9 protein-coding genes and 1 pseudogene are annotated in these 13,661 nt (G+C 66.9%); 2 read left to right on the plus strand and 8 right to left on the minus strand.

The genetic code is table 11. From position 1 onward, the window contains the following. Positions 1-376: 376 nt before the first annotated feature. From JVH1_RS40775 to JVH1_RS40800, 6 genes and pseudogenes are all read right to left on the minus strand, one after another. Positions 377-3,361, minus strand: a complete 2,985-nt coding sequence (locus tag JVH1_RS40775) for a UPF0182 family protein (RefSeq protein ID WP_009472331.1) — start codon at positions 3,359-3,361, stop codon at positions 377-379. 672 nt (positions 3,362-4,033) lie between these two features. Beyond that, positions 4,034-4,294 carry a Txe/YoeB family addiction module toxin gene (locus JVH1_RS40780; RefSeq protein WP_009472328.1) on the minus strand — a complete coding sequence of 87 codons (261 nt, stop codon included), beginning with the start codon at positions 4,292-4,294 and terminating at the stop codon, positions 4,034-4,036. Beyond that, positions 4,291-4,542: a type II toxin-antitoxin system Phd/YefM family antitoxin gene (locus JVH1_RS40785; protein WP_005569061.1), complete on the minus strand. Its 252-nt coding sequence runs from the start codon at positions 4,540-4,542 to the stop codon at positions 4,291-4,293. Before JVH1_RS40785 ends, JVH1_RS40780 begins: the two co-directional genes overlap by 4 nt. A 500-nt stretch (positions 4,543-5,042) precedes the next feature. Then, positions 5,043-6,617, minus strand: a complete 1,575-nt coding sequence (locus JVH1_RS40790) for an MFS transporter (RefSeq protein ID WP_009472326.1) — start codon at positions 6,615-6,617, stop codon at positions 5,043-5,045. Then, complete coding sequence (locus JVH1_RS40795) at positions 6,614-7,327, minus strand: LppX_LprAFG lipoprotein (protein WP_043777094.1); 714 nt, start codon at positions 7,325-7,327, stop codon at positions 6,614-6,616. Before JVH1_RS40795 ends, JVH1_RS40790 begins: the two co-directional genes overlap by 4 nt. Before the next feature lie 282 nt (positions 7,328-7,609). After that, positions 7,610-8,044, minus strand: a pseudogene (locus JVH1_RS40800) (hypothetical protein); the annotation flags it as partial. Positions 8,045-8,600: 556 nt separating this feature from the next. Between JVH1_RS40800 and JVH1_RS40805 the strand changes: the two are divergent. Both JVH1_RS40805 and JVH1_RS40810 read left to right on the plus strand, forming a co-directional pair. After that, positions 8,601-9,095, plus strand: a complete 495-nt coding sequence (locus JVH1_RS40805; RefSeq protein ID WP_043777091.1) for an SRPBCC family protein — start codon at positions 8,601-8,603, stop codon at positions 9,093-9,095. 492 nt (positions 9,096-9,587) lie between these two features. After that, entirely contained in the window at positions 9,588-11,081 is a 1,494-nt protein-coding gene (locus JVH1_RS40810) for a wax ester/triacylglycerol synthase family O-acyltransferase (RefSeq protein WP_009472322.1), read from the plus strand. 56 nt (positions 11,082-11,137) lie between these two features. On the opposite strand, the gene JVH1_RS40815 is transcribed toward JVH1_RS40810, so the two are convergent. Both JVH1_RS40815 and JVH1_RS40820 read right to left on the minus strand, forming a co-directional pair. After that, positions 11,138-12,418: a GNAT family N-acetyltransferase gene (locus JVH1_RS40815; protein ID WP_009472321.1), complete on the minus strand. Its 1,281-nt coding sequence runs from the start codon at positions 12,416-12,418 to the stop codon at positions 11,138-11,140. Next, positions 12,419-13,642, minus strand: coding sequence for an ATP-grasp domain-containing protein (locus JVH1_RS40820; RefSeq protein ID WP_237735049.1), 1,224 nt, complete (start codon positions 13,640-13,642; stop codon positions 12,419-12,421). Positions 13,643-13,661 lie beyond the last annotated feature (19 nt).

Below are 13,661 nucleotides of genomic sequence, written 5' to 3' on the forward strand. Positions count from 1 at the left end.
AACTCGGCGTGTCCGCCAGATCCAGTTCAACCGTTATCCCGACAGTCCCCGCATGCGCCCACTTCTCGTGGTCTTGGACGGTGCTGGTCACCGTGCCGGGACGCCCTTCCGGCGGATACGGGACACGCGAGCGTAGGCGGCGGGCCGCCGAGTAACGACACAAGGATGGGTCGCTACCCGACGAGCGGGAGCGAAACCAGACCGAGGATCGGCAGAGAGTTCGCCGCCGTCGATCTTGATCAGTTCGAGGGGCGGAGAGACGGCGATGGTGAACGCGTGCGCGACCGGCGGGTGGTCCTGGCGGTCTACAGCCTGAATCCGCAATTTTCCTTACGGGACAACGTCATTGCACGGACCACCGCGCCGAGGGGACGGGTCAGCGCGGGGTTCCGCCCGCGGCCAGGTAGGTGTCGATGGCCTGTTGCAGGCGGTCCAGGGCGGCGCCGTAGGCGGTGAAGTCGCCGGTGCGTTGCGCCTCGCGCAGGTTGGCCAGGGCGTCGTTGAGTTCGAGGACCGCGGCGGTCAGCTGGTCCGATGCCGCCGGCGGCGGGGCGGGCGGGGCGCCCGGTGGGGCTGGCGCCGGCGGTTGCCCGCCGGTAGGTGGTGGCGTGGTGGTGGCGTCGCCGCCGGATGCGGTGGCGACGGCTCCGGTGCCGGTGCCGGTGCCGAAGACCTGGTCGAGGGCCTCGGCGAGGGTAGGGGCGTATCCGATCCGCACCCCGCCCGTGCCGGGTTCGCGATAGCTGACCAGGACCCGGGCCAGCTGCGGGAACGTGGAACTGTTGGGCGTGCTGGTCAAACGTTCGGTGAACACCGGTTCGACATAGAGGATGCCGCCGTCGGCGATCGGAAGGGTCAGCAGGTTGGCGTAGTAGATCCGGTTGGACCGCTCGAGCAGGGTGCGCTCGGACGCGACGCGGGTGTCGGAGATCATCGAGTTCTGGGTCTGCCGCGGGCCCTGGGTCTGGGTGTCCGTCGGCAACCGCAGAATATCGATCCTGCCGTAGTTTTCGGGGTCGGAGTGCACCGAGAGGTAGGCGGAGAGGAATTCGCGGTTGAAGCCGACCATGGCGCTGGTGAGCCGGAAGGACGGGGCCGCGGTGTCGGCGTCGCCGACCAGAACGTAGTACGGCGGCTGCTCCCCACCGGTGTCGGCGGTCGGATCGCTGGGCACCGACCAGAACGCGTTGGTGGTGAAGAACTCCCGCGGATCATCGACGTGGTACTTCGCCAGCAGGTCCCGCTGCAGGCGGAACAAATCCTCGGGGTAGCGGAAGTGCGCGCGCAGCTCGGTCGGGATCGCCGTCGGCGGCTGCACGGTGCCGGGGAACACGCTCATCCACGCCCGCAGGACCGGGTCGTTCTCGTCGACCTGGTAGAGGGTGACGGTGCCGTCGTAGGCGTCGACGGTAGCCTTCACCGAATTCCGCACATAGGACACCTCCTCGCGGGCCAGGGTTCGGCCGGTGTCGTTCACGACCGGCGCAGCGAGTGAACCGACCTGCGAGTACGGGTAGTGCGCGGCGGTGGTGTAGCCGTCGACAATCCACACGATCCGGCCGCCGACCACCGCCGGATACGGGTTGGAGTCGGTGGTCAGCCACGGGGCGACGTGTTCAACCCGGCCGGCCGGGTCCCGGTTGAAGATGATCTTCGACTCGGACCCGATGGCGCCGGAGAACAAGATGTTTCGCTCGCCGTACCGGGCGGCGAACGCCAACCGGTTGACCCAACTGCCCACCGGCACCCCACCGGTGCCCGTATAGGTGTACTGGGCGGTGTCGGTGTCGTACTCATGCGGCGGCGCACCCTCCGGGCCGCCGACGATGGCGTAGTCCGGGTCCGCTTGCGCGATCACCTCACCGAAGTAGATGCGCGGTTGCTCGACCGGGATCACCTGGTCGCCGCCCACCTGGGAGGCGATATCGCTGACCGCATAGATCGGATACCCGCTGTCACTGCTCGCGCTCTGCCCGGCGACATCGCGGACGGCGGCGTTGACCCTATTGGCGGGAGCGGCGATGAACCCGTTGCCGTGGGTGTAAACGGTGTGCCGGTTGATCCACTGGGTCTGGTTGCCGCTGAGGCTGTTCGGGGAGAGCTCGCGGGCCGCGACGATGTAGTCGGTGAGTTGTCCGTCGATGGTGTAGCGGTCGATGTTGAGGTGCTCGGGAAAGCCGTAGAAGTTCTTCAGCTGTTGCTGCTGGGTGAAGGTGCGCGAGAGCACGGTCGGGTCCAGCAGGCGGGCGTTGGCGATCGTGGTGACGTCGGCGGGAATGTCCCGGGGCGACCGGGTGCCCACCCCTGGGTAGTCGAGGTAGTCGACCCGGTCCGGGCCGATTCCGTACGCCTGCCGGGTCGCGGCGATGTTGCGTTCGATGTAGGGACTCTCCCGGTCGGCGGCATTCGGGCGGACCGAGAACTGCTCGATCAGCGCCGGATAGATTCCACCGACCAGGATCGCCGAGAGCACCAGCAGTGCCGTGGCCATCGCCGGGATCCGCAGGTCCCGCACCGCGATCGCGGCGAAGAACGCCACCGCGCACAGCACCGCGATCGCGACCATGATCAACCGGGCCGGCAGCACCGCGTTGATGTCGGTGTACCCGGCGCCGGTGAAAGTCGGTTCCTTCCGGCCGCTCCACAACAAGGAGTACCGGTCGAGCCAGTAGGACGCCGCCTTCAGCGCGATGAACGTGCCCGCGAACACCGCAAGCTGGATGCGCGCCGGCCGGGACACCTCGATGACGTGGTCCTTGCTCGGTGCCAGCCGGATGCCGCCGAACAGGTAGTGGGTTCCCAGCCCAATCAACAACGCCAGGAACACCGCGATGAACAACCACGCCAGGATCAGCCGGTAGAACGGCAGATCGAAGACGTAGAAGCCGATGTCATACCCGAACTCCGCGTCCACGATGCCAAACGCGCCGCCGTGCAAGAACAGTTGCACCGTCTCCCAACTCGCCTGCGCGTGCAGCCCGAACGGCAACGCCAGCAGCAATGCGATCCCCACCGTGAACGACCGCGGCCGGCGCGACACCACCTCCCGGTACCGCTCGACCGGATCCTTCGCCGTGTTCGCGCCCGAGGCCGCGAACAGTGGGCGGGACCGGTACGCCCACACCACAGCCGCGAAGATCACCGCACCCACCAGCAGCGTCACCGCCGTGAACAGGATCAGGCGGGTGACCAGGACCGTCCCCCACACGCGACGGTAACCAACCTCACCGAACCACAGCCAATCGGTATACCCCACGACCAGACGCGGCCCGATCACCAGCAACGCAATGAGCGCCACCGTCACCATGATCATGACCCGGGCCCGCCGCGGCAGCGCCCGCATCCGGTCGGACGGTTGCATGGCCACCTCCCACGGGTCGGCTCACGAGCAGCCCCGCCGCGGACTACCTCGCCCGATCCAGCGAAGGCGTTCGTATCACCCCATTCTATTTCTATGCGGCGCCGGGCTCATCCTGGCCGGCGAGCACTCGGCATCGGATTGGGCGAAGTGGACCCGCGAGTAGAGCGCCGCCGGGTTCGCGGGCGCGGCTCGTCGCCGGTTCCTCCTCGGCCGGCGACACATGGCTCCTCCGAGTCATCGCGGTGATCGAGATCGGCAGAACCGTGGAAACGACCGTCAAGGGCACCCTGCCACTCGCCGGCCGAAACACGCCGTCCATGCGCATCAGCTGGCTGCAGCGAGAGCGTCGGTGCGGGGAGGCCGTTTCGTCGGCTGAGGTGATGGCCCGTGCAGCGATTCGCGTGGTGCAGGATTCCCCGAAGGTCGTCGAAGCCGATCGTCAGCAGACGCTGCCGATCGGTTCGACGGGCCAGCAGGCCGCGGTCGGTCAGGGCGTCCAGCCCAGCCTCCAAGACATCCCCCAACTCGGCGGGTCGGCCACACCTCAACCACCAATCCTGCCTACTACGCGCCCTCCCGAAACGCGGACAGTCGGAGCGTCATGCCCATTGGACTAGAACCATTCCGCAGTCGTTGTCGACAAGCCCAGCCGCCGCGCCGTGGTGAGCGCGATCAGTGTCCGTAGCGGTAACGGCAGGCAGCAATGCGGATCTGATCATCGACAATTTTATAAACCAGCCGGTGCTCATCGGTGATACGCCGGGACCAGTAGCCCTGAAAACCGTGCTTGAGGGGCTCGGGCTTGCCGATTCCGTCGTTCCCGTTGCGTTCGACATCCTTGAGTAGTGTGTCGATCCGCTTGACGATCTTCCGATCCTGCGCCTGCCACCAGACGTAGTCCTCCCACGCAGACTCGTCCCAGACAAGTTTCATTCAGCCAGATCCCGGACAGTTCCCCCGCCGGACTCCAACCGATCGATCGACGCCAACAGCCGGCGGGCGTTCTCCGGACTCCTGAGCAAGTATGCCGTTTCCTTCAACGACTCATAGTCGTCGAGCGAAACCATCACCACCGGCTCGTGACCCGCCCGCGTGATGACGATTTCTTCCCGGTCATCGACGACGGCGTTGAGGACCTCGGCGTACCGCGCGCGAGACTCCGAGTAGGTCATGGTTCGCATGAGCACACCTCCAGTCATTACGTACAAGAAATTGGACGCAACCCGACATGCCTCCGCAAACGAAGGGGACGCCCCACCGTGGTGCGAGCTCGAGAACGAAATTCACCCCGCGGTCCGCATACCCTCACCGCCCGCCGACCCCCCGCCGCTCCGGCGAGCGACTCATCCGGACCCGAGACCGACCGCGTCCACCAACCGGTGCGGGGCTGCGCAGCGATCCCTGGCCGACGCCCATCCGGATCGAAAAATCCGAGAGTGAGGACCCGCAGCGGGACAAATCGGCGGAGCAGCTGCTGCGCAGCCTGGACGTCGCCCCCGAGGACACTCCCGTCGTGATCTGGCACGGCGAGAAGGTGCTACGCAATCCGACGAATGCGGAACTCGCCCGCACCGTCGGTCTTCCGGTCCCGGACGCGGACGCGGCGACCGTGAGCGCCAGGCTGTAGTGAGGACCGAGGACGGAGTGTGCATGTACTCGGTCAGGTCGCCATTCGACGGGGTCATGTCCGCTTGGTGATGCTGTTCTCGGCGGAGTCCGAAGCCTTGGCTGGGTGGCGGCCGAGGAACAATGCCAGCAGCGCTCCCGCCGCGCACACCACCGACGTGATCAGAAATATCCCGGTGTACTCGGTAACCAGAGCACGGTCGACTGCCCCGGTGTACCCGGCCAGCTCCCTCGCCGCCTGCTCGGGAGGTTTGCCGACGGGGAACGGCACCTGCAGGTTCGCAGTCAGGCTGTGGAAGCGGTGCAGCCCCCACGCGGATAACGCGGCAACCCCGACGAGCATCCCGGTCATCCGCGCGACCACCACACCTGCAGAGGCGATCCCGTACTGGATGGGCGGCACGGCGCGGAGCACCGCAACGGAGAGCGGCGCGATCACCAGGCCGAGCCCTAGCCCAGCGACGGCCAGGTCGGTGTCCAGCCGGGGCACCGCAATCGGCCCGACCTGGTACGGCACGGACAGCACGTCCATCGGCCACCGGGCCATCCGGAAGTAACCCGCCGCGGCCAGCAGCATGCCGACCGCCGCGACCACCCTGTCGCCCAACCGTGCCGCCAGCAGCCCACCGAGCAACGCGCCGACCGGGAGCGCGGCCAGGAACCGCAGCAGCAGTATGACCGCTCCCCGGTCGTCCCGATCGAGCAGCGACTGGGCGAACAGGTCGACGTCCACCAGGGTCACCATCAGCGCGACGCCTGCCGCACCGGATACCCCGAGCGCGGCGAGGAACGCGCCCATCTGCACGTCGACCGGGTCGATCAGCCGGGTCTTGGCACGCAGCTCCCAGCCGACGAAGGCGACGGTCGCGACACCGACCCCGACCAGCATCGGCCCGCCCCACGGTGGCAGCACGGCGGTGCGCGGGTCCGGGTTGTACAGGCCGACGACGGCCAGCCCAAGGGCGACCGCGAGCAGCAGCCCCCCGACCACATCCACCCGGACGGGTTCGTGCGCCGGATCGCGGCGCGACACCGAAACCTGCACCGCGATCATGGCAAGCACGCCGAGCGGTACGTTCATCCAGAACACGCCGCGCCAGCCGGCGATGCCGAACGCGCTTGACCACACGGCAAGACCTGCGATCGCCACTCCGTATAGCGGGCCCAGCACGCTGCCCAGCTCCTGCACGGCACCCACCGCGCCGAGCACGTTCGACCGCTTGTGGGTTGCCCACAGGTCGGCGGCAAGCGCCATGGTCACTGGCAGCAACGCTCCACTTGCGACACCCTGAACGACCCGCCCGGCAACGAGCATGGGCAGGTCGTCGGCGAGCGCGGTGACCACCGAGCCGACCAGGAACCCGGCGAGGCAGCTCTGCAGCACTAGCTTGCGGCCGAACCGGTCCGATGCCTGGCCGAGCAGCGGCATCGCGGCAATGTAGCCGAGCAGGTACCCGGTGACGATCGGGGTCACCCGCTCCAGTCGGTTCACCGGGATCAGCAGATCGTCCATGATCTGCCGGATCATGCTCACCACGACGTAGGTGTCCAGCGCGCCGAGCAGCACGGCGAGCGCCGCGGCGCCGATGGCGACGGTCCTGCTCCGCCCCGGGATCAGCTCGACACTCACGGCGGGGGTGTCACCGTCACGGGCTTGTCCAGCTCGGACACCACCACGTCGACGGTCGGGGCGTCTGCGCCGGCCGGCTTCGGGAACGTGACCAGCGCTCTCATCGGGAGGTGCATGCCGTCCTCGTCAAGCCACACCGTGATGTCCACCTCGGACTCGACCCCGGGAACGATGTTGCCCACCGCATCCTTGTCCGCCCGTCCGGTGATCTTGTACGCAGGTGTCCCGTCAACCTTTTCCCTCGCCTCGGTCTTCGCATCCGTGATGCTGGTCAGCACCTTCGCGAAGCCCCGGTCCGGGTCGAGAATGGCGGTCGGGTCGTAGTACTCGGAGGTGAGCGAGGACGGATACCGCTGAAAGGTGCCGGTCGGGCCCCTCAGGTACAGCGAGTCGTCGACCAGCACGAATTCACCTTCGATCAGCTGGCCGGCCAGGGTCAGCTTCACCGTGCCCTTCGCGCCACCGGCCGGACCGCCCTCCCTGGTCAGATCGCCCTCGGCGGTCTGCACGCTGATGCCCGGAATCGAGCCGTTGACGGTCATCGTGAAGTGTGCGCTCTTGATATCGCGGAGGGCGGACGCCGACTCGGCGAGCAGCCCGGCCGCGTCCGGCAGGTTCGCGCTCCCTCCCGGATTGGTGTCGGTGCTGCAGCCGGCAACTACCGCCACGCTGAACGCGAGGGTCCAGAGGAAGATACGGCGGGTGAGCATGCCCGCATCGTAGGACGCCGGCTCCGAAAACGCCCGGCTTGCGGCCAGAACCGGTGTCGTTGCGGGAACGCCGGGCGGCCACCGAATCACCGGGCACGGCAGGTGCGCCGAAATGGCCGGCGTTGCGCAAGTCCCGGTACGACGCATGACGGTCTCGGCGCGGGGCGCGTTCGGTGACCTTGTGGTTTCTGGCGCTTCCACATGCGCGGGTGATCGCAGTTGCCCTTCGTCCCTGCCACAGGAACCGTCTGCTCGCTACCACTGTTTACCGCCCTCTAGCGTCTACGTAAATCTCATACTTTCTGCCACCGAGGTGGCAGGCGGTGAAGATGTACGTGCTTCACGGCTACCCGTAACACCGTGCGGTGCTGCGGGTTCGACCGTGTCCCACACCGACGCTTGTGATGCAGGACGGGTACTTGATCGTGTCACCCCCACCCCGGGGTGTCGCGGTAGGAACACTGCGGCGGACACGGCGATGCCGCGGCCGAGCCGGGTGGGACCGGTCTTGTCCCGGCACTTGCGCACCGGGGCATGCTCGACCCTCCGGATCTCCGGTTTCGTGTCACGGGTGCGGACGGCGGCGCCGCGCCCCAACAATGCACGTTTGGCGAGGTTCACCTCCGCCACATGATCACGCTTTCCACCAACCCGGCAGTGCGCACACCACGCATCGTGGTAGCCACCCGGCCGGGTCAGCCGTTCGTTGCAACCCTGAGCCTCCCCCGTTTCTCCGGAGACTTCCGAACCAGGTTTGATCCTGGGTAGATGGAGGAAGGACGTCACTGTGGGAACGAGGAAAGTATCCGCCGGAGCTGCGGGAGCGCGCGGTCCGGTTGTACCGGGAGTCCGATCTCAGCCCCTGGATCCATCTGCATATTGCCTGGCGGTCAGGCCGCGACTCAGGTGGGCCAAGAAACCCATAGTCCTTTATTGCGCTTATAACATACCTTGAGTATGTTTGAGGTTGACAAGTTAGCCCGACGGCGCGGAGCGGTGTTGGGCCGGCCCAGGCCATGAGTCGGCCAAAGGATGTGCGAACACCGAACGGTGCCGCCCCGAGCGCCCCCATCGACGACTGAGCAACGGTTTCCAGCGGGCCCACCGATGCGGCGAACAGTCACTGACGTTGGAGGTGCCGATCGGGTAGACCACGGTCCTTGTGGAGCTGTGCCCGGAAGAGGCGTTCAGGAGACAGCCGAACGATCGAACAGTCGATACGCGGGTCACTACGAGCCCCGGTTTCGGTGCAACAACACCGAAAGGCGAACAAATGATGCATACCCACCACAGCGCGATCGCCACCGTGCCCATCGACGTCGCGTTCGACTTCATCGGCAACTACCGCAACGTCCCCACCTGGGTGTTCGGCATCTCGCGATTCGATCCCACGGGCACCCTGGACCACGGCCTCGGCGCCACGTTCAACGCCGCCATGCAGGTCGGCTTCAAAACCCTCCACTCGATCCTCACGATCACTGCCTGGGAAAGAAACCGACTGATCGCCCTCGACTCGATCGAGGGCTTCAAGAACACCTCGACTTGGCGCTTCACCGCCGTCGGGATCACCGAGACCCGACTGACCGTGGACTTCAGCTACCAACTCCCCACCGGGCTGACCGGAAAGGCCCTCGGTCGACTCTTCGAACCCTTCGCCGCCCAAGCCATCGGCTACACCGAATTGAACCTGCGACGCCGGATCGAGGACTTCAATGCCGACATCCGCACGACCCACCCCTGGGACCCGGGAAGCGCCGCGACCGGATGAACGCGCCGCCGACGCACTTCAGCGCACAAACACCCCGCGACCTTGATCAACTGCGGCCCCAGCATCCCGCGCCGCCACTGTCCCCACGCCGCGGTAGCGCGCCAGACCTCGACCGCCACGGGGACGCTGAAGCGTAGCCGGCAAATCGAGGCGCGGCCCCAGCGACTTCTCCACGTCGGACCGCTCCGTCCTGCCCGCCGCGCAGGACCCCCGGGTCGCCGGAATCGCGCATCCACGGTGCGATCGCCGAGTTCTCTGGTGTCCGGACACGCCGGGATGTCACGAACCTTCGCTGCCGCCCGCGTGCGGCCGCACCGGCGGCGCAATTCGAATCTCGTTGTGCGCCAATTCGAAATTTTCGAGCGAAGTTCAGCGCGGATTCGGTCAACGACTTGCTCGGGCACCACGGGGGGGCGCGCCGCGGCGTAGCGTTGGGGTGACGCCTTGTGGGCTCGCCCAGCACGTTGGCTCACCCAATCCAGGTAAAACCTTATGCACCAGCTCAGTTCACTCGATGCGCAGTTCCTCGACGCCGAGACATCCACCACCTGCACCCATGTCGGGATCCTGAGCGTCCTCGGCCCCACCACACCGGGTGGCGGGCTCACGGTGCAGGCCCTCCGGGCGCTCGCCGATGGCCGATTACACCTGGTGGGGCCACTGCGGTGGCGGCTACAGCAGGTACCTCTCGGGCTCGACCGGCCCTACTGGGTGGACTCCGAGTTCCTCGACCTCGGCTATCACATCCGGGAGGTCACCTTGGCCCGTCCCGGCACCGACGAACAGCTCGCCGAGCAGATTTCCGGTCTCGCGGCACGTCCACTGAGCCGCGACCGGCCCCTGTGGGAGTGCTACCTGGTGAACGGGCTCACCGGTGGCCGGCAGGCGATCTACACCAAGGTGCACCCCGCGGTGATCGACGGCCTGACCGCGGCGCAGGCTCTCGCGGTGCTGATGGACACCACCCCGCAACCCCGCACGGTGCCGCACCGGCTCAGCGACGAGCAGTACCAGGCGGCCGGCGCCCTGGGGATGCTCGGCAACAGTGCCTGGCATCTGGCACTGTTGCCCGCGCGGCTGATGTGGTCCTCGCTCCGGCTGGCACCGCACCTGCCCGAGCTCGCCGACGCCCTCACCGTCCCGGGCGCGGACCTGCTGGGCACTCTCGCCCGGAGGCTGACTCCGCGCACATGGCGGCGGTCGGCCGACGAGGCGACGGCCGGGGCACCGGCACCGCCCGACACCCCATTCCCCGGCCCCGACACCGCGCGCCGACGGTTCGCGTTCACCTCGCTACCGCTCGGCGAGGTCGATGCGGTCAGGACCGCGCTGGGGTTCACCGTCGACGACGTGGTGACGGCGCTGTGCACCACCATGCTGCGTCGCTGGCTCATCGACCACGATGCCCCGCCAAACACTGCGCTGGCCGCGGCCATGCCGATCGCGCGGCGCACCGACGCACAGTTCGCGGCCGCCGACCATCGACTCTCCCTCCTGCCCATCGCCCTTCCGATCAACGAAGCCGACCCGGCCCGCCGCCTGCACAAGGTGCACACCTCACTCACGGCGGCACCCCAACGTTTCCGCGCCGCACCCGCCACCCTCGTCCGCGACTTCGGCGCCGCGCTGCCGCGAGCACTTCGCGGTCCGATCTCACGCACACCGCTGCGGGCACTGACCATGCCCACGCCACCGGTCAACCTGATCATCTCCCACGCCGCCGGCCCTGCTCGGCCGCTGTACACCGCGGGCATCGAGGTAACCGGGAACTTCCCCGTCTCCGCCGTCAGCGACATGACCGGCGGCATCACCATCGCCGCCATGTCCTACGGCCGGCACCTCGACGTCGGCATCATCACCTGCCGAAACCTCGTCCCCGATGTGTGGGACGTCACCGGCCAACTACACCAGGCCCTCTCCGAACTGACCGCGTGCACCCGCAACGTCCGATACCTGCGCCCCGGCTGTCCCCCGGTGTCGAGGTAACCCCTCACATCATCGGCGCCGCCATTTCCCAACCCGAATTCGTGAAAAGTAGGGTCTCATTCCGCCTTCGCGCCTGCAGTGCTCCCGTACTCCAACTCTGCCCCTAGGCTGGCAAGCAACCGTGAAGCTGTTGCGTTCTGGATTGCGATCATTTCGCTCGCGTCTGGCGCAGCGTCGGGCCCGAGGCCGAAGTAGGCCCAGCGCGGCCGCAGCGTGCATCCTCGCCAGGCCTTCGCAGCCGTGGTTCCGAGTCCGTAGTGTATTCGACGCACGCCATTGCGCTGGGCCCATTTGATGACGTCGTAGTAGACGACGTTGAAGTAGCAGTAGGCACCTGAAGATGCCTCGTAGTCGAAGCCGGCGGCACGCGTATACAGCACATCGCCGTATCGGAAGGCCATCAGGTATCCGAGGATCTGTTCGGTCCCGCGGGCGCTGAACACGACAAGCCTCTCGCCTAGGGTGTCGCGGAGGGTGTCGAATTCCTTACGCGCCCACGTTCGTCCGGCCGTGTGACCATATTTTTCCCGCAAGGCCGACCGCAATCGGACATGGTCGTCGGTGAGCGCCCCTGAGCCGTAGTCGACTTCGGTTCGGGCACCGAACTCGGCGTATGCTCGGATTTCGCGACGGATGGTCCTCCGCCGCGAACTGGGCAGCATCGAGAGGTAGTCGTCGAAGTGCCCGTCTGGCACGTCGAGGACGCCTTCACCGCCGAACACCGAACGGCAGAGGCCGGCGGTTTTGGCGTCCGACGCCAAAGCCGCGTCCTCCTCCGGATCGAGGTACAGCAATGCATGGCTTCGGCAGCCGAGGAGTTCGGCGACGACCTCTGCCAGTCTGGCCAGCGCCGGGACGATGCTTGAAACGGGGAGAGTCGTTCGATCGGGTGCGAAGGGCCGCAATCCGAGGTTCGATCCGAATGTGCCGACCGTCAGCGACGGGTAGAGGGCCGGCCGCGCCGCCTCGACCCCAGCGGTCAACCAGGGCAGCGCTTCCTGTTCGTCGAGCGCGAGATGGGAGACCGAGCCGATCGCGGACAGGTCACCGATGATCCGCGGACCGTTGTAGAACAGCAGGCCTCGGGTGTCCCGAATGATCAACGCCGGTGCTACGGCGACCGGTCGGTTGTCCGCGCCGTCGATGACCAGGTACAGCGATTCGTGGTCGGGATCGGCCTCCACAAAGCGCCACCATTCAGGCGAGGTCCACGCCGCCTCCCCGTTCAGCGCTGCCAAACCCTCCTGCACGAGTAGGTCGACCGTGGCGACTACCCGCCCGGTCAAGCCGGCACCGAGCTCGATCCGCTCGACCGGCGGTAATCCGTTGGCGCGCATCTAGGTCTCCACTCGCGGCCGGGACAGCGCCACTGCGCGCCGTAGAACGTCGCGGACATCGTCGTAGCTGACGGATCGGGCGATCGCGTAACCGAGTACGGCGCTCAATGTGTCGCCGGGCGGGAGCATGATGTTCCCACCGATTTCACGCTCGAAGACGAAGTGCTCGATTCCAAACAGGTCGAGAACATCGGCCAGACCGTCGAAGCCCGCGAATCGGCCCCGTGCCGGGCTGAGTACGCCGCGGCTGCCCGCGTACCGATTCCGCGTCGGAATCATGTCGGGCTGTTGCCCGGTTGCCACTCGAACGAGGTTTTCGTGGAAGGGAATTCCGGTGGCGAACGGAATCAGGTGGGAGGTGATGTAACCACCGGCCGGCCGGGCGGCGACCTCGAGCAGCTTGGCACTCCCGTCGGGAAGGACGCGACATTCGAGATGGAACGCGCACCAGTTCAGGCCGATCGCCTTGACCACGGCCTCGGTGAGTTCGTGCACGCTGCGCTGCACGGCTGCCGGCAGAGCGGTGGGGTGCACCTGTTCGTACTCGACGTAGTACGGCTCGGTCACCCATTTGTCCGTGATCCCAGCGATGTGCACTTTCCCGTCACTGACCAGGCCCTCGACACTGTGCTCGGTGCCGCCCAACCGCTCCTCGTAGACGAATTCGCCGTCGTAGTCGGCAAACAACGGAGAAATGTCCGTTCTGGTCAGCCGGGAGGCGTGCGCGTACAACGCGGCGAGGTCGGCGCCGTCCTCGACGTGCAGTATGGACCTGCTGCCACTGCCACCCGCCGGCTTGAGCACCGCAGGTGTGCCGATCTCCTCGTAAGCCGAGTGCAGGTCCGACAGGGAACGAACATGTCTGAACCGTGGAATGAATTGCGGCTGATCGGCCATCGCGGACCTCATCGAGTGTTTGTTGCGAGCCCGGTGCGCTGCCTCGGTGCCAGGACCCGGCCATCCGCATCGCTCTGCCAACGCGGCGGCCAGCTCAACACCGATGTCCGTCCAGGACACGACGCCCTCTGCCCCGCTGCGGCTCGCGAGTGCCATGGCTGCCCGCAGGGCGGCTGGGCGGTCGAAGATGTCGACGATTTCGACATCGTCGACCAGGTTCTTGCACATCGGCGGAACCGACCCCGTGACCAGGGCAACTCGATACCCGGCAGCGTGTGCGGAGAGCAATGCCGCCTGCACTTCCAGAGGGACTCGCCGAGTGCCCATGAAGACGATCGTTCGACGT

The organism is Rhodococcus sp. JVH1 (genome assembly GCF_000280725.2).
Taxonomy (GTDB): domain Bacteria; phylum Actinomycetota; class Actinomycetes; order Mycobacteriales; family Mycobacteriaceae; genus Rhodococcus_F; species Rhodococcus_F jostii_A.